Raw genomic sequence first — 17,017 nt, forward strand, 5'->3', positions numbered from 1 at the left:
CGGATTTTACCGGCGATCCATGCCACCTTCTTACCCTGTGGGCTTGGTCTGGCTGCGGCGCGACCTGCGCCTGTCCGACCATGCCGCCCTCTACCATGCGCTGCGCCAGTGCCGGCAGGTGCATTGCGTGTTCATCTTCGACGACGACATCCTCGCCCCCCTGCCCCGTGCCGACCGGCGCGTGGAGTTCATCTGCCAGAGCCTGGCGGGCCTGGACGATGCGCTGCGCGAGGCCTCGGGCCGCGCCGACACCGGCCTCATCGTGCGCCGCGGCCGGCCCGCTGAGCAGATCCCGGCCCTGGCCCGGCAGCTCGGCGCCCAGGCCGTGTTCTGCAACTGGGACGACGAGCCCGACGCACTGGCCCGCGACGCCCGCGTGCGCCAGGCCCTGGCCGCCGAGGGCGTGGCCCTGCACAGCTTCAAGGACCACATGGTCTTTGCGCGCGACGAGGTTCTGACCCAGGCCGGCGCGCCGTTCTCGGTGTTCACGCCGTACAAGAACGCCTGGCTGCGCCAGGTCACGCCGTTCTTCCTGTCCGCCTACCCCAGCGAGCGCGACCTGCCCGAGCGCCTGGCGCCACGCCCCGAAGGCGAGCGCCGCGCCGTGCCCACCGCAGCCGACCTGGGCTTCGAAGCCGGCACGCTGGACGGCCTGCGCCTGCCCACGGGCTGCGCTGGCGCCGAGGAACTGCTGGCCGACTTCCTGCCGCGCCTGCCGCGCTACAAGCAGGCGCGCGACTTTCCCGCCGTCAAGGGCCCCAGCTACCTGAGCGTGCACCTGCGCTTTGGCACGGTCTCCATCCGCCGCCTGGCAAGGCTGGCCTGGGAGCAGACGCAGAGCCAACCCCATGATGCCGAGGGCGCCGCCACCTGGCTGTCCGAGCTGGTCTGGCGCGACTTCTATTTCCAGATCCTGGCCCACCATCCGCACGTGGTGCACGCCAGCTTCAAGCCCGCCTACGACGCCATCGTGTGGGATACCGGCCCCGAGGCCGATGCGCTGTACGCCGCCTGGTGCGAGGGCCGCACCGGCTATCCGCTGGTCGATGCCGCCATGCGCCAGCTCAACACCACGGGCTACATGCACAACCGGCTGCGCATGGTGGCGGCCAGCTTCCTGGTCAAGGATCTGGGCATAGACTGGCGCCGGGGCGAGGCCTGGTTTGCGCGCCAGCTCAACGACTTCGACCTGGCGGCCAACAACGGCGGCTGGCAGTGGGCGGCCTCCACGGGCTGCGACGCCCAGCCCTGGTTCCGCATCTTCAACCCGATCACGCAAAGCCAGAAGTTCGATGCCGACGCGCGCTTCATCGAGCGCTACGTGCCCGAGCTGGCCCGCCTGCCCGCCGCGCTGCGCCACGCGCCCTGGCAGGCCCGGCCGCTGGAGCTGGCCGAGGCCGGCGTGGTGCTGGGCACGGACTACCCCCACCCCGTGGTGGACCACGCAGCCGCGCGCGAGCGCACGCTGGCCCGCTACGGCGTGGTCAAGCAGGCGGGCTGAAGGAAGCCGGTGCAAAGACACCGGAGCCAAGAAAAAAGGAGCAGCGCTGGCTGCTCCTTTTTTGCGGGGCGAGGGCTGGCCGCCGAGGCTCAGGCCTCTTCGCCCAGCACCTGCGTCTCCGTCTGCAGTGACAGCGGCGCAGGCTGGGTGCTGTTCCCTTGCAGGGAATAGTGCTGGATCAGGCCCAGCAGCTCCTCGTCCGAGTAGGGCTTGCCCAGGTAGTGGTTGGCGCCCAGCTGGCGCGCCATCTCGCGGTGCTTCTGGGCGATGCGCGAGGTGATCATGACCACGGGCAGGTCGCGCAGGGCCTCGTCGGCGCGGATGTTGCGCAGCAGGTCGAAGCCGTCCATGCGCGGCATCTCGATGTCGGACAGCACCAGGGTCGGGCGCTCCTCGGCCAGGCGTTCCATGGCCTGCAGGCCGTCGGCCGCCAGGGCCACGCGGTAGCCTTCGCGCTGCAGCAGGCGCTGGGTGACGCGGCGCACGGTGATGGAGTCGTCCACCACCAGCACCAGCGGCACCGAGACCGGTCCCGCGCTGGCCGGCACGGCTTCGCCGTCGCCCTGGCCGGCGGCACGCTCGGCCTCTTCGGTCCGGGCGCGCACCTCGTCGCCATAGACGTTGGCCAGCGCCACAGGGTTGTAGATCTGGACCACGGCGCCCGAGGCCAGCACCGACATGCCGGTCAGGCCGGGCAGGCGGGCCAGTTGGGGGCCGAGGTTCTTGATCACCACTTCCTGGTTGCCCAGCACTTCGTCCACGTGCAGCGCAATGCGCTGCGACGCACTGCGCAGGATGACCACGGGCCGGGTGCGGCCCACGGTTTCCTCGCTGCGCAGGGAGGACTGCCACAGCGCGCCCGCCCAGTAGAAGGGCAAGGTCTCGCCGCCATCTTCAAAGCCGTGGCTGGCATAGGCCTGCTGCAGCAGATCCAAGGGCGCACGGCGCACGATTTCCACCAGGCTGGCCGGCACGCCGACCAGCAGCCGGCCCGCGCGCAGCATGACCACCTGGGTGACGGCCGTGGTCAGCGGCAGCACGAGGCGGAAGGCACTGCCCCGGCCCGCTTCGCTGTGGGTCTCGATGCGGCCGCCCAGCGCGTTGACCTCGGAGCGCACCACGTCCATGCCGATGCCGCGCCCGGCCACGCCGGTCACCTCGGTGGCGGTGGTGAAGCCGGGCTCGAAGATCAGGCGGCCGGCGTCCTGCTCGGTCAGCGTCTGGTCCTCGGGCCACAGGCCCTGGGCCACGGCCTTGTCGCGGATGCGCTGCAGGTTCAGGCCGGCGCCATCGTCCTCCACCGACAGCGCCACGTCGTTGCGCTCCTGGCTCAGGATGATTTCGATGGTGCCCATGGCCGGCTTGCCGGCAGCGGTGCGCTGCTCGGGCGGCTCGATGCCGTGGGCCACGCAGTTGCGCAGCAGGTGCTCGAAGGCCGGCATCATGCGGTCCAGCATGCCCCGGTCCATTTCAATGGTGCCGCCGAGGATGTTCAGCCGCACCTGCTTGCCCATTTCCTTGGAGGTCTGGCGGACCACGGCATACAGGCGCTCGGCCAGGGAGTCGAACTCCACCATGCGCGTGCGCAGCAGGTCGCGCTGCAGCTCGCGCGCCTGGCGGCCCTGGGCGACCAGGTCGTCCTCGGCGCCCGCCATGTCGCGCTGCAGGTTGCGCTGCACGGTGGCCACGTCGTTGACCGACTCGGCCATCATGCGCGTGAGTTCCTGCACCCGCGTGAAGCGGTCGAACTCCAGCGGGTCGAAGCCGGCCGCCGAGTCCTTGGACAGGGCCAGGCGCGACTGCATCTGGCTCTCGGCCTGGACCTCGATGTCGCGCAGCTGCATGCGCAGGCGCTCCAGGTTGCCGGCCAGCTCGTCCAGCGAGCCACGGGCCTGGGCCAGGCGCGCATCGACACGCGAGCGCGCAATCAGCACCTCGCCGGCCTGGCTGATCAGGCGGTCCAGCAACTGGGCGCGCACGCGCACCGTCTGGTGGGCGCCCGCACGCAGCGGCGCGGTGACAGGAGCCGGCTGTGCGTCGGCCGGCGCCGGGGATGCGCCAGCGCCCGAGGCGTCGGAGGCCGTGGCGTCAGAAGACACCGCAGAGGCGGCAGGCTCGGCCTGGTCCGGCCCATCGGCCAGGCCCAGCGGCCCATCCTGCACCTGTTCGCCCGCAACGCGCAGTACGTCGAAGCCGGCCTGCAATGCGTCGAAGTTGCCCAGCAAGGGCTCGATCTGCTCGGCCGTGGGAGATTCGCTGTCGACCCGCTCGACGGCGGATTCCAGCCGGTGGGCCATTTCGCCCAGGCGCATGGCGCCAGCCAGTCGGGCACTGCCCTTGAGGGTGTGCAGGGCGCGCAGCGTTTCGTGGCGCGCCTCGTCCAGGGAAGGCCGGCCATGCCAGCGACGCAGCGCAGCGCCCAGGCGGGGCAGCAGCTCGATGGCCTCTTCCTCGAAGATGGGGAACAGGTCGGGGTCCACTTCGTCCAGGGCGTCGATGTCGTCGTCCAGGTCGTTGCCCACGGCCACCGCATGGGCGATGGCCTCATCGATGCGGCGCTGCAGCTCGGCTTCCTGGCGTGCGTCGTTGACCAGGGGGCGCATGGAATAGGCCAGCGGCGCCACGTCCTGTGCCTGGGCCTGCGCATGGGCGCCGGCGTCGAGCACGGCATCCGTGCCAGGCTGCGGCAACGGCTCCGGCAGCAGCGCATCGAGCCGGCTGTCCGGAGCGTCCGCGACTTCGATATCCAGCGCCAGCAGTGCCTGCAGTGCTTCTTCCACGCCCGGCTGGGGTGTCTTGAGGAAGCCGGCCGCGAACTGGTGCAGCAGGCGCTGCACCTCGTCGGAAGCCGCAATGCAGGCGGCGACCTGCTCAGGCGTGCCACAGCGCTGCGGCTGCAGATGGGCCAGCGCATGCTCCAGCAGGCGCGCCAGGTCCGACAAGGCCTTGAAGCCCACGGTGGCCGAGCTGCCGGCCAGCGAATGCGCGAAGGCGATGGCGTCATCGGGCACGGGCTCGCCGGGCTCGGTCGCCCATTGCTGCAGCGACAGGTCCAGGCGGCGCGACCATTCGTCGGCCTCGTTGAGATAGACGTTGTACAGCGGCGCGCTGATGCGCAGGCCGTCCACGACCTTGAAGCCATCGGCATCGACGCCGGACGGCTCCTGTGCGCCGGACTCCTCAGCCACCGCAGGCGCCTCATCGGCCACGGATTCGGTATGCAGTTCCTGCGGGGTTTCCGCCTCGGAAGCTTCTACGGCTTCGATGGCCTCGGCAGGTGCGGCTGCCGGAGTCAGGTCCAGATCCAGCCCCTCGAAAGGCGCCAGCGGCACGGCGGCGTGCGGAGCCTGCTCTTCGGCTTCAACTTCGGCTTCGGCTTCGGCTTCGGCTACAGCTTCTGCACCTGCTTCTGCTTGCAGCGCGGGCAGCGCGTCGGCATGTGCCTCGGGCACGGTCTCTGTGCCGGGCAGCGCGGGCTGGTCGCCCGAGACAACGGCCAGGGCTTCCTGCTCGCTGTCGCGCATGGCCGCCTCGAAGGCGGCGAAGTCCAGCTCCTCCACCGCGTCGGTGGCCAGCGCAGCGGGTGCCTCGGCGGTCTCCGGCTGCGTTGAACCCTGCGACTGTTCGGGCACGGCCGCCGCAGGCTGGGGGTCCAGGTCCAGCAGACCGAAGTCCAGCGCAATGTCCAGGTCACCGGCGGTCCCGGCGGTCTCGGCGGGCACGGCCGGCTCGGGGGCTTCCCGCTGCTCGGCCTGCAGCTGCTGCTCCACTGCGGCGAAGGGCTCCACCGGCGCCTCGACCGCGGCAGGCTCGGCCTGCGTGCGGCGGTCGGCACGCGGCACCAGGGCCACGTCGGCGCGCACGCCTTCCAGGCGCATGGCATCGGCTGCGGCGCGGAAGGGCGTGGCCAGCCAGGCATCGGCCTGCTGGCGCTCGATGGCCGAAGCCCAGGCGCCAAAGGCGCGCAGCGCGTCGCTGGCCAGCTCCTGCATGGGCTGGGGCATGGGCTTTTGCTCGGCCAGCCAGGCATTGAGCATTTGCTCCATGGCCCAGCCGGCTTCGCCGAATTCATCCAGGCCGACCATGCGCGAGCTGCCCTTGAGCGTATGGAAGGCGCGGCGCAGCGTGGTCTGTTCGCTGAGGTTGCCGGGCTCATCGGCCAGGGTGCGCAGCGCCTGCAGGCCGTTGTCCACGACCTCGCGGGCCTCTTCCAGGAAGATGCTCAGGATTTCGTCGTCGGAATCATCTTCCGAGACGGTCAGACCGGCCAACGGGGGAACGGGTTCAGGCAAGGGTTCGGGCTGAGCCGTGGCGGCAGCGGCAGCAGGGCCGGGCACCGGTTCGGCCGCTTCAGCCACGTCAGCTGCTTGAGCCGCTTCGGCGGGTATCTCGAGCGCCTTGGCGAATTGCGCCAGTTCGGCATCGTCGGCCAGCGCTTGCTGCCCGGCGACAGTCGCCTGCGGCAGGGGCTCGGGCACAAGATCCACGGAGGGTGGCGGCGGCGCCGGCACCGACGGTGCTGCCGCAGTGGGTTCGGCAGGCAGGTCGTGTGCAGTCTCGGCGGGCTGGATCTGGGGCACGGGCAGCGGCTGGGCCACGGCAACGGCTTCGCGCTGCGGCGGCACGGCGGCGGTGTCCAGGGCCGGCAGCTGCTCGGGCGCCTTGCCCGCGTCGTCGGCGCGGTGGCCACGGCGGCCCATCAGGATGCGCAGACCGCCTTCGGCCTCGTCATAGACGAAGAGCTTGCGCGCCATGCTGCGCTGGTAGCTCAGCATGTCGATCAGGAAACCCATGGCGCCCAGGCTGTTGCCCAGCTTGTCGAAGACCTGGGCCCGTTCTGACTCGGCGATCTCGCCCAATACCAGCCGCTCCACGGTTTCGCGCATGCGCTGCATGGCCTGGGTGGCCTGGTCCAGGCCCAGCACGGACAGCACGCCGCGCATCTGCGCCATCTGGCCAGACACCGGCGCCAGCACGGTGGCATCGGCGGGGTTGCGGAAATACTGGTCCAGGTGCCGCTCGGCCTCGGCCAGCGTGGCACGCAATTCGCCCACGACCGAGCCCATGGTCTGGTGGTCGCTGGCCTGGCGGTACAGCTCCTCCATCCACGGCTCCAGCGGCCGGGCGGGCGCGCCCTGCAGGGATTCCTCCAGGCGCTGTACCAGGTTGGCGGATTGCTCGGCCAGTTCCTCGTCGCCCATGTCCATGGTGGCAAAGGCCGCCTGCAGATAGAGCACGGAGGTGGCCACTTCCATGGCCAGTTCCGCCGGCGGCGGCTCGCCGATGCGGGCCACGGTTTCGGCCACCTTGATCAGCATGCGCGCCAGGCCATGGCTGGCCGGGTGCAGCTTGACCAGGGATTCGGCCACCTGGGCGAACTGGTCCACCACGATCTTGGTGCGCGCACGGTCGCCGCCTGCCAGGGCGGACCAGGTCTCCGCCGCCGTGGTGATGCGCTTGCGCGCCTGCACCAGCACGGCCGGGTCGTAGCGGCCAAAGCGGGTCTGCTGGTAGTCCACCTGCGGCTGGGCCTGCATGCCGTAGGCCTGGCGCACCGCCTGCAGGGCGGCGCCGGCCTGCTCGGCCGGGCGCGCCTGGGCGCAGAAGAACAGCAGGTCCTGCAGCAGGCGCGCAGGCGGCGTGCGGTCGCCCTTGGCCATGGCAGCGTACTGCAGCAGCACGCGCGAGGCCATGCGTTTCACATAGAGGTCGACAACGATCAGGCCGCGCGACTGCGCGTCGAAGAAGCCAGCGGCCACCTTCCAGAAGCTGCGTGCGGTGACATCCTCGGTCTGGGCCACGGCAAAGCGCAGGCACAGGTCACGCATCTGGGCGGCGGCCTCGCGGTCATCGCTCTTGACCATGCGCAGCACCACGCCGTCGAGCAGGGCACGGGCATCGGGCCCGTAGGCCAGCGGCTCGGCCTGGCGCGCCCATTCGGGCTCGCGCGCGCGGCGCTCGGCAGGCCACAGGTCGGCCGGATGCACCTTGTCGTTGCCGGCCAGCGCCTGGGTGTCGCGGTATTGGGGAAACAGGGCCACGGCCGAGACGGTCTTGCCGGCCAGCACGGTTTCCAGGTATTCGATCAGGGCAAAGCTGGCGCGCTCCAGCGTGGCGGCAGCCTGGTCGGTGCACAGCTCGGGGCGCTGCACGAAGCGCTGCACGGCGCTTTCCATGCCGCGCAGCACCAGGGCCGGAGAGCCCAGGCCCACCATTTCGAGGGCGCCGCAGGCCTGGTGCAGCTGCTGGCGGGCGATGCGCAGGGCCGAGGTGTCAAGCTCCTCAAGGTCCGAGGCGCGCGCCGCATCGGCATCGCGCACGAAACGCGCCACGGCCTTGCTCGCGCCTTCCAGCGACTTGCGCAGCTCATCGAGCACCCAGGCCAGCGGGCCCAGGTCCTGTTCGGTGTGCGCGGCCTGCGCCGCGCCCGTTTGCGATTCGTCAACCACTGACATGGACAGTTCCCCAAGCCCCTAGGGCCTGTGCATAGCTATGTTGGACCGGGTCAGGCAATCTTGAAACGCGCCACCGACTGGCGCAGTTCCTCGGCCATGTGCGAGAGTTCGCGCACCTGCTGCGCCGTGGTGCGTGTGCCTTCGCCCGTCTGCTCCGTCACCGCGAAAATGTGCTGGATGTTCTCGGCCACGTCGTTGGCCAGGACGGCCTCGCGCGAGGTGGACGAGGAGATCAGCTCGATCAGCTCGGCCAGGTGGCGCGACACGGTATCGATCTCGGTCAGCGCGGTACCTGCGGAGTCGGACAGTCGCGCCCCCTCGACCACACCCTGGGTGGAGCGCTCCATGGCGGCCACGGCATCCTGGGTGTCGGTCTGAATCGCCTTCACCAGCGCCGCGATCTGGCGCGTCGCATCTGCCGAGCGCTCAGCCAGGCGCTGCACTTCTTCGGCCACCACCGAGAAGCCGCGACCGGCTTCACCGGCCGATGCGGCCTGGATGGCGGCGTTCAGCGCCAGCACGTTGGTCTGCTCGGTAATGTCGGAAATCAGCTCGGTGATTTCACCGATCTCCTGCGAGGATTCGCCCAGCCGCTTGATGCGCTTGGAGGTTTCCTGGATCTGGTCGCGGATGGAGTTCATGCCGCCGATGGCGTTCTGCACGGCCTTCAGGCCCAGGTCCGCAGCTTCCAGCGACTGGCGCGCCACCTGGGCAGATTCCTGCGCCTGGGTCGAGACCTCGTTGATGCGGCCTGCCATGTCCAGCACGGAGCGGCCGGTTTCGCGGATCTCGCGAAGCTGTTCGGTCGACGCGGCCAGCAGCTCGGTGGAGTTGGCATCCACCTCGGCCGTGGTCTGTGCCACGCGCGTTGCCGTGTTCTGCACGCTGCCCACCAGGGCGCGCAGCTCTTCCACCGTGTAGTTCACCGAGTCGGCAATGGCGCCGGTGATGTCCTCGGTCACGGTGGCCTCCTGCGTCAGATCGCCTTCGGCCACCGATTGCAGTTCGTTCATCAAGCGCAAAATCGCGGCCTGGTTGGCATCGTTGATGCGCTTGGCTTCATGCTCCTGCACGCGGGACTCTTCCTGGCGGCGTTCGGCCGCTTCCTGGCGCAGACGGCTGTCGAGCAGCTGCACGCGGGACAGGCCCACGCCGCACAGCAGCACCAGCACGGTGGCCAGCGCCAGCAGGCCCATGGGCAGCGAGCCGATGCCGGCGCCGCTTTGCAGCTTGTTCTGCAGGTCTTCCAGATGGCGGCGCAGCGGTTCGCTGTCGGCGTTGATGGCGGTCTGGGCTTCGCGGGCGGACACCAGGCCCTGCAGGTTGCCCAAAATGGCGCTGGCCTCGCTGCGGGTCTCTTCGTAGAGCTTGATCAGCGCCTCGATCTGCTCGCGGGTCTGGGCGTCGCGCGTGGGAGGCAGGCGCAGCTCGCTGCTGCCGCTCAGCAGGCTTTCGGAGATTTCCTTGAACGAGTTCAAGTCCTTGCCCAGCAGGAACACGGCCTCGGGGCTCACGCCTTCGGCGGTCTGGAATTCGTTGGCCGACTTGCCGATACGCTGGGTCAGCATCACGAGCTGGCCGGCAGCGGAGATTTCCGCCGGGCTGGCGCCCTGCTGCAGCTTCAGCGAGGAGATGGTTTCGGCGATCTCCAGCAGGTCCGAGGACTGCCGGTTGATGGTGCGCAGCGCGTCGCCGACCTGGGTCAGGATCTGCTTTTGGTCCATCACCACCTTGGCGCTTTGCTCGGCGCGCTCCATCAGCGGCGTGATCTGGGCCAGTTCATCGGCATAGGCGCCGCCCAGCGGGCGCACGCCCATGGAGTCGTCGCCCGAGGCAATGGCGCGCACGTTGCGCGCCAGCACGCCGGAGCTGTCCTGCACGTCCACAAAGGAGGATGCCGCGCCCGTCAGCGCCTGCGAGACCGACTTGGCCAGACGCTGCGACTGCATCAGCGCCTGGCCGGTGGCGGCCAGCTGCTGCGCCGAGCCGTCGGCCTGGCGCAGGGCCCAGGCCGCCGCCAGCACCAGGGCCAGCACCGACACACCCAGCAAGGTGGACAGCGTGCGCTGGTGGCGCGCGGCAGGCGCGCGGCCCAGCAGCGGCAGGGCCACCATGTCGTGGTCAACGGCTGCGCCGCCGTCGCGGCCCGGCATGGCGTCGGGGGCGCCCTGCACGGTCAGTGACGCATCGAGTGCGTACATATCCTGGGAGACGGTGTCTCCGAGCATGCTGTTGTCCGCACCGGAGCCGGCGTCGGCCGGCTTGCGTTGGAAGCGATTTGCAAGACGTTGCAAGAATGACATGGGACGACCTTCAGAAACTCAGGCGCGAATGCTCAGAAACTCGGAGGTTTGGGACAGGCGCTGCAGTTGCAGCTCCTGCCAGCGGTGGCCCGCTTCATCGATATGCACGGGACCGAAAAAGGCGGGAGAGTGCTCGGGCGCAGGCTCGGTGCGCACGAATGCGTCGGCGCTGCGCAGGCCCTGCAGGCGGTCCACGAGCAGGGCCGCATTCACTTCCAGCGCGGCATTGAACGCCAGCAGGCTGGACTCGGCCAGCGCCGGTTCGCTGCGTGTCACGCCGTGGCCCAGCAGGCTGGCCAGGTCGATCACGCCGGCCAGGGTGCCGCGCAGGTTGGCAATGCCCAGGAACCAGGGCTTTGTATAGGGCACAGGCTGCACGCCGGCCCAGGGAAAGATCTCGCCGGACTGGCCCAGCGGCATCAGGTAGTTGCGCCCGCCGGCCTGGACGGCCAGCCAGGCCGCCACCTTGACGCCTTCGCTGCGTGCGGCCTGAAGGCGGCCAGCCAGACGGGACTGCAGATCGCGCAGTGCTTCACGGTTCGCCATGGGCAGCGCACCAGATCAGTTCAGCGCCGCGATCTTGGCCTGCAGCTCATCGGCATCCACAGGCTTGGTGATGTAGTCCCGCGCACCCTGGCGCATGCCCCAGACCCGGTCGGTCTCCTGGTTCTTGCTGGTGCACATGATGATGGGCAGGTCGGCGTACAGCGGGTCGCGCGTGATGGCACGCGTCAGTTGAAAGCCGTTCTGGCCGGGCATGACCACGTCCATCAGGATCAGGTCGGGACGGTCTTCGGCCAGGCTGCGCATGGCCTCTTCGCCATTCTCGGCCGTGCGTACCTGCAGGCCCTGCTTTTGCAGCATGTCGGACAGAAACATCAGTTCGGTCTTGGAGTCGTCCACGACCAGGACTTTGCGGATGGGCATCAAAGTGCTCCTATGGTTTGCTTGCCGAACTGCTCCACGGCCTGCAGCAGCTGGTCTTTGGTGAAGGGTTTCGTGAGGTAGTCCTGGCAGCCCACCATGCGCCCGCGCGCCTTGTCGAATACGCCGTCCTTGGACGAGAGCATGACCACAGGCGTGTCAGCAAAGCGCGCGTTGCGCTTGATGATGGCGCAGGTCTGGTAGCCGTCCAGCTTGGGCATGAGGATGTCGCAGAAGATCAGCTGGGGCTGGTAGTCGTTGACCTTGGACAGTGCGTCGAAGCCGTCGTCGGCCAGGAGCACTTCGTGCCCGCCCTGCTTGAGGAAGATTTCTGCGCTGCGGCGGATGGTATTGCTGTCATCCACCACGAGTACGCGCAAGGGTGCGCCCGATGTCGTCACTGAGAAACCTCCCGGAAATGTATGAGTCGGCGCGGGTGGTCCCGCGCTCAGATTTCGACCATCTCAAAGTCTTCTTTACGTGCTCCGCACTCGGGACAGGTCCAGTTCATGGGCACGTCTTCCCAACGCGTCTGGGGTGCGATGCCATGCTCGGGGCAGCCTTGCGCCTCGTCATAGATCCACCCGCAGATCAAGCACATCCAAGTTTTGGGGTCGGTCACAGCTTAAAGGGCCTTCACATAGAATGCAACGATTGTATCTAGTCACAACCACCCGCCACGGCCTTCGCTGGCGGGGCGCACACTGGGCTGAGCCATGGCATTGAACCCCTCCAACTCCCCCAGTCCCGACACCGAGCCGATGGACGAAACCGCGCCCGTCTGCGTGCTGGTCTTCAACGCCAGCGACCCCAGCGGGGCGGGCGGCCTGTCGGCCGATATCGCCACCATCGCCTCGGTCGGCGGCCATCCGCTGCCCGTGGTCACGGGTGCCTACGCACGCGATTCGGCCAAGATCTTCGAGCATTTTCCCTTTGACGACGAGGCCGTGGCCGAGCAGGCGCGCGCCGTGCTGGAGGACATTCCCGTGTCCGCCATCAAGGTCGGTTTCGTGGGCAGCCCGGGCAACCTGGCAGCGATTGCCGAGATCGCCTCCGACTACCCCGACATCCCCATCGTCTGTTACATGCCCGACCTGTCGTGGTGGGAGGAAGACCCGCTCGACCAGTACATGGACGCCCTCAAGGAACTTGTTCTTCCGCAAACGTCTGTGTTGGTTGGAAGCCACAGTACGCTGTCGCGCTGGCTGCTGCCCGACTGGACCAACAGCCGCAGCCCCACGGCGCGCGACATCGCCATGGCGGCCGAGGCCCTGGAAGTGCCCTACGTGCTGGTCACCGGCATTCCCCTGCCCGACCAGTTCGTGGACAACGTGCTGGCCACGGCGCAGTCGGTGCTGGGCAACAGCAAGTACGAGATGTTCGACGCCACCTTCACCGGCTCGGGCGACACCCTGTCGGCCGCGCTGACGGCCCTGGTGGCCAGCGGCAACGACCTGGGGCTGGCCACGCAGGAGGCGCTGGAGTACCTGGACCGCAGCCTGGACAGCGGCTTTCGCCCCGGCATGGGCCACTACATCCCGGACCGCATGTTCTGGGCCCAGCCCGAGCCCGAGGATGAAGATGCCGAGGCCGCCGCCGAGCCCCTCGCCGAACTGGACCCCGACACCCAGGCCATCGAAGGCTTCGTGATGCCCCCTCATGACACCAAGCATTGAGGCAGGCCACCGCCTGAGCGGCTGCGCGGCCGGCACAGGCCCTTGGCTTGGCACCTCTGGCTTGTCCCCCGCACATGGCAGACTCCTGCACTATGACCACTGACCTGAATATTCCCCTGTTCGAACGCGCCAAGGCCGTGATCCCCGGCGGCGTGAATTCGCCCGTGCGCGCCTTCAACGCCGTGGGCGGCACGCCGCGCTTCGTGCGCCGTGCGCAGGGCGCGCATTTCTGGGACGAGAACGCCCAGCAGTTCACCGACTACATCGGCTCCTGGGGTCCGATGATCCTGGGCCACGGCCACCCCGAGGTGATGGCCGCCGTGCAGGCCGCCGCGCTGGAAGGCTTCTCCTTCGGCGCCCCCACGGAGCGCGAGGTCGTGCTGGCCGAGAAGATCCTCTCGCTCATGCCCTCCATGGACATGGTGCGCATGGTCAGCTCGGGCACCGAGGCCGGCATGAGCGCGCTGCGCCTGGCGCGCGGCTTCACGGGCCGCAACAAGATCATCAAGTTCAACGGCTGCTACCACGGCCATGCCGACGCCCTGCTGGTCAAGGCCGGCTCGGGCCTGGCGACGTTCGGCGCCTCCTCCTCGGCCGGCGTGCCGCAGGACGTGGTCAAGGACACCGTGGTGCTGGAATACAACGACGTGGGCCAGCTCGAGGAGGCCTTCGCCCAGTTCGGCGACCAGATCGCCTGCGTGATCATGGAGCCCATTGCCGGCAACATGAACTTCGTGCGCGCCAGCGTGCCCTTCACGCGCCGCATCCGCGAACTCACGCGCGAGCATGGCGCGCTGATGGTCTACGACGAGGTGATGACCGGCTTTCGCGTGGCCCTGGGCAGCGCCCAGAGCCTGTACGCCCAGCAGATCGAAGGCTTTGCGCCCGACATCACCGTGCTGGGCAAGGTCATCGGCGGCGGCATGCCCATGGCGGCCTTCGGCGCGCGCCGCGAGATCATGGAAAAGCTCTCGCCCCTGGGCCCGGTCTACCAGGCAGGCACCCTGTCGGGCAACCCCATTGCCACGGCCTGCGGACTCAAGACGCTGGAGCTGATCAGCGAGCCGGGCTTCCACGACGCCCTGCACGCGAAGACCGGCCGCCTGATGGCCGGCTTCAAGGCCGAGGCCGACGCCGCCGGCGTGCCCTTCAGCGTGGACCACCAGGGCGGCCTGTTCGGCTTCTACCTGCTGCCCGAGCTGCCCAGCACCTGGACCGAGGTCATGAAGACCGATGGCGCACGCTTCAACCGCTTCTTCCACGGCATGCTGGAGCGCGGCCACTACTTCGCACCCGCCCTGTACGAGGCCGGCTTCGTGAGCGCCGCGCACACGGACGAGGACATCGACAAGACCATCGAAGCCGCGCGCGAAGTGTTCAAGACGCTCTGACGCTGGCCCGTACCTGCCGATCGAGCCCGCCCTTGCGGGCTCTTTTCACGTCAGGGCCGAAGAAAAGCCTGGCGCGCCTGTTCGACCTCATCGCGCACGGCACAGCCCTGCGCATGGTCGTTGACCAGGCCCATGGCCTGCATGAACGAGTAGACAGTCGTAGGCCCCACGAACTTCCAACCGAGCTTCTTCAGCTCCTTGGACAGCGCCCGGGACTCGGCCGTCTCGGACACGGGCCCGCCACCGGTCACGGGCTCCGGCGCATGGCGCCAGAAGAAGGCCGACAGCGAGCCTTGCGCCTCCACCATCTCCAGCGCCCGCTGCGCGTTGTTGATCACGGCCTCGATCTTGCCGCGATGCCGCACGATGCCCGCATCGCCCAGCAGCCGCAGCACGTCGTCTTCGGTGAAGCGCGCGACCTGGTGGAAGTCGAAGCCCGCAAAGGCCGCGCGGAAGTTCTCGCGCTTGTTGAGGATGGTCAGCCAGCTCAGGCCGGACTGGAAGCCTTCGAGGCTGAGCTTCTCGAACAGGCGCCGGTCGCCGGTGACGGGAAAGCCCCATTCACGGTCGTGGTAGGCCAGGTAGCTGTCCGTGGCCGCGCACCAGTGGCAGCGCGGCCGGCCGTCGGGGGCGGTGAACAGGCGGGACATGGTCAGGATTTCCCGGGTTCGGGAGAAGGGAGGGACAGCAGCCAGGCCGCCATCTGCAGGGATTGCGCCGTATCGATGTGCGGGTGGCGCGGCATGATGGCGCGACCCCATTCGCCGGCCCCGCCCTCGCGGATCTTGCGCGCCAGGTAGTCGGCGGCATCTTCGCGGCCCCGGTAGCGACCGGCGATCTGCTGGAAGGACGGGCCCACGTAGTGGCGCACCAGGCCGTGGCAGCGCAGGCAGTCATTGCCTTCCACCAGGGCCTTGCCGGCGGCCAGCTGCGCGTCGGCTGTCACGGCAGCTGCGGCCGCCGCCGTGGTGGCCCCGACAGCCGGCCCGCGCATGATGCGCCAGCCGATGTTGAAGACACCCAGCGCCACCAGCAGCATGAAGACCACGAGCGCCCAGCCCAGCCAGCGGGGCCGGTGGGGGGCGTCGTCGCCCTCGTCGTCTGCGCCAGGAGGCAGTTGGCCGGCCATCAGTGGCGGAAGTGGCGCACGCCGGTGAAGACCATGGCCACGCCGCGCTCGTTGGCGGCGTCAATGACTTCCTGGTCGCGCATGGAGCCGCCGGGCTGGGCCACGCAGGTGGCGCCTGCGTCAACGACCACGTCCAGGCCGTCGCGGAAGGGGAAGAAGGCATCGCTGGCCACGACCGTGCCCTGCAGGCTCAGCTTGGCGGCCTCGGCCTTGATGGAGGCGATGCGCGCCGAGTCCAGGCGGCTCATCTGGCCTGCGCCCACGCCCATGGTCATGCCGTTCTTGCAGAACACGATGGCATTGCTCTTGACGTACTTGGCGACCTTCCAGGCGAACAGCAGGTCCTGCAGTTCTTCGGGCGTAGGCTGCTTGACGGTGACGACCTTGAGGTCGGCCAGGGCCAGCTCATGGTTGTCGGCGGTCTGCAGCAGCAGGCCCGAGCCGACGCGCTTGGCGTCCACGGCGTTGCGGCCCTGGTCCCAGGCGCGCTCGCCGCCGGCCGGCAGGGCGATCTTCATGAGGCGCACATTGACCTTGGGCTTGAAGATTTCCAGCGCCTCGGCCGTGAAGTCGGGGGCCATCAGCACCTCGACGAATTGCTTGACCACGGCCTCGGCCGCCGCCTTGTCCACCGTGCGGTTGAAGGCGATGATGCCGCCGAAGGCGCTGGTGGGGTCGGTCTGGAAGGCCTTGGCATAGGCTTCGTGCGCGTCCTTGCCCACGGCCACGCCGCAGGGGTTGGCGTGCTTGACGATCACGCAGGCCGGCTGCTCGAAGCTCTTGACGCATTCCCAGGCGGCATCGGCGTCGGCGATGTTGTTGTACGACAGCTCCTTGCCCTGCAGCTGCTCGCCCGTGACCAGGGAGCCGGGAGCCGGATACAGGTCGCGGTACAGGGCGGCCTGCTGGTGGCTGTTTTCGCCGTAGCGCAGGTCCTGCACCTTGGTGAAGTGGCCGTTGCTCTGGCCGGGGAAGGGGCTGCGCTCGGGCACGTAGGCTTCGGAGAGCTTGTCGTCCTCGAACTTCACGCTGGACAGGTAGTCGCTGATGGCGCCGTCGTACTGGGCAATGCGGTTGAAGGCGGCCACGGACAGCGCAAAGCGCAGCTTGTCGGACAGCTTTCCATTGGCCTTGAGTTCGGCCAGCACGGCCTCGTACTGGCCGGCATCGGTGATCACGCCCACGTCGGCCCAGTTCTTGGCGGCAGAGCGCACCATGGCCGGGCCGCCGATGTCGATGTTCTCGATGGCGTCGGCCAGCGTGCAGCCGGCCTTGGCCACGGTGGCCTCGAAGGGGTAGAGGTTCACCACCAGCAGGTCGATGGTGTCGATGCCGTGCTCCTTGAGGGCCGCCATGTGGGCGGGCAGCTCGCGGCGCGCCAGCAGGCCGCCGTGGACCTTGGGGTGCAGGGTCTTGACGCGGCCGTCCAGCATCTCGGGGAACTGGGTGACTTCGGCCACCTCGGTCACGGGCAGGCCGGCCTCGGCCAGCAGCTTGGCGGTGCCGCCGGTGGACAGCAGCTTGATGCCCAGGGCGTGCAGGCCTTGGGCGAATTCGACAATACCGGTCTTGTCAGAGACGGAGAGCAGGGCGTTCATGGGCGTCGGTGCAGGGAGTTTGAAAAAAGGGGAATTCGTG

General features: G+C 68.8%; 12 protein-coding genes. 3 read left to right on the plus strand and 9 right to left on the minus strand.

Annotation, left to right across the window (positions count from 1 at the left end):
• Positions 1 to 19: 19 nt before the first annotated feature.
• Positions 20 to 1,501 carry a cryptochrome/photolyase family protein gene (locus tag ACF8O7_RS05025; RefSeq protein ID WP_392442630.1) on the plus strand — a complete coding sequence of 494 codons (1,482 nt, stop codon included), beginning with the start codon at positions 20 to 22 and terminating at the stop codon, positions 1,499 to 1,501.
• Positions 1,502 to 1,590: 89 nt separating this feature from the next.
• Here the strand turns inward: ACF8O7_RS05025 and ACF8O7_RS05030 are convergent, their stop codons facing one another.
• The 6 genes from ACF8O7_RS05030 to ACF8O7_RS05055 are packed head-to-tail and all read right to left on the minus strand — an operon-like array spanning position 1,591 to position 11,784.
• Positions 1,591 to 7,956 (minus strand): Hpt domain-containing protein, encoded by a 6,366-nt coding sequence (locus tag ACF8O7_RS05030; RefSeq protein ID WP_392442632.1) that lies wholly within the window; start codon positions 7,954 to 7,956, stop codon positions 1,591 to 1,593.
• A 50-nt stretch (positions 7,957 to 8,006) separates the two neighbouring features.
• A complete protein-coding gene (locus ACF8O7_RS05035) occupies positions 8,007 to 10,259 on the minus strand; it encodes a methyl-accepting chemotaxis protein (RefSeq protein ID WP_016447934.1) in 2,253 nt (750 codons plus the stop codon).
• Between the two features lie 18 nt (positions 10,260 to 10,277).
• Positions 10,278 to 10,805: a chemotaxis protein CheW gene (locus tag ACF8O7_RS05040; RefSeq protein ID WP_016447935.1), complete on the minus strand. Its 528-nt coding sequence runs from the start codon at positions 10,803 to 10,805 to the stop codon at positions 10,278 to 10,280.
• A 15-nt stretch (positions 10,806 to 10,820) separates the two neighbouring features.
• The gene (locus tag ACF8O7_RS05045; protein WP_016447936.1) at positions 10,821 to 11,186 is read right to left on the minus strand and encodes a PleD family two-component system response regulator; all 366 of its coding nucleotides are present in this window, start codon (positions 11,184 to 11,186) and stop codon (positions 10,821 to 10,823) included.
• Positions 11,186 to 11,584 (minus strand): PleD family two-component system response regulator, encoded by a 399-nt coding sequence (locus ACF8O7_RS05050; protein WP_016447937.1) that lies wholly within the window; start codon positions 11,582 to 11,584, stop codon positions 11,186 to 11,188. Before ACF8O7_RS05050 ends, ACF8O7_RS05045 begins: the two co-directional genes overlap by 1 nt.
• A 47-nt stretch (positions 11,585 to 11,631) precedes the next feature.
• Positions 11,632 to 11,784: a rubredoxin gene (locus tag ACF8O7_RS05055; RefSeq protein ID WP_017406135.1), complete on the minus strand. Its 153-nt coding sequence runs from the start codon at positions 11,782 to 11,784 to the stop codon at positions 11,632 to 11,634.
• A 115-nt stretch (positions 11,785 to 11,899) separates the two neighbouring features.
• Here ACF8O7_RS05055 and ACF8O7_RS05060 point away from each other — a divergent pair, with 115 nt between their 5' ends.
• Positions 11,900 to 12,859 (plus strand): bifunctional hydroxymethylpyrimidine kinase/phosphomethylpyrimidine kinase, encoded by a 960-nt coding sequence (locus tag ACF8O7_RS05060; RefSeq protein ID WP_016453190.1) that lies wholly within the window; start codon positions 11,900 to 11,902, stop codon positions 12,857 to 12,859.
• A gap of 74 nt (positions 12,860 to 12,933) precedes the next feature.
• The gene (hemL, locus tag ACF8O7_RS05065; protein ID WP_370690594.1) at positions 12,934 to 14,250 is read left to right on the plus strand and encodes a glutamate-1-semialdehyde 2,1-aminomutase; all 1,317 of its coding nucleotides are present in this window, start codon (positions 12,934 to 12,936) and stop codon (positions 14,248 to 14,250) included.
• A gap of 50 nt (positions 14,251 to 14,300) precedes the next feature.
• On the opposite strand, the gene ACF8O7_RS05070 is transcribed toward hemL, so the two are convergent.
• Genes ACF8O7_RS05070 through purH form a run of 3 tightly spaced genes read right to left on the minus strand, consistent with a single transcriptional unit; the run spans position 14,301 to position 16,977 of the window.
• Entirely contained in the window at positions 14,301 to 14,900 is a 600-nt protein-coding gene (locus ACF8O7_RS05070) for a DNA-3-methyladenine glycosylase I (RefSeq protein WP_392442635.1), read from the minus strand.
• Between the two features lie 2 nt (positions 14,901 to 14,902).
• On the minus strand, positions 14,903 to 15,379 hold the full coding sequence (locus tag ACF8O7_RS05075) for a c-type cytochrome (RefSeq protein ID WP_209798836.1): 477 nt from the start codon (positions 15,377 to 15,379) through the stop codon (positions 14,903 to 14,905).
• On the minus strand, positions 15,379 to 16,977 hold the full coding sequence (purH, locus tag ACF8O7_RS05080; RefSeq protein WP_209798838.1) for a bifunctional phosphoribosylaminoimidazolecarboxamide formyltransferase/IMP cyclohydrolase: 1,599 nt from the start codon (positions 16,975 to 16,977) through the stop codon (positions 15,379 to 15,381). Before purH ends, ACF8O7_RS05075 begins: the two co-directional genes overlap by 1 nt.
• Positions 16,978 to 17,017: the final 40 nt, after the last annotated feature.

The sequence above is a fragment of the Delftia sp. WSY_16 genome (assembly GCF_043104415.1).
Taxonomy (GTDB): Bacteria; Pseudomonadota; Gammaproteobacteria; order Burkholderiales; family Burkholderiaceae_C; genus Comamonas; species Comamonas tsuruhatensis.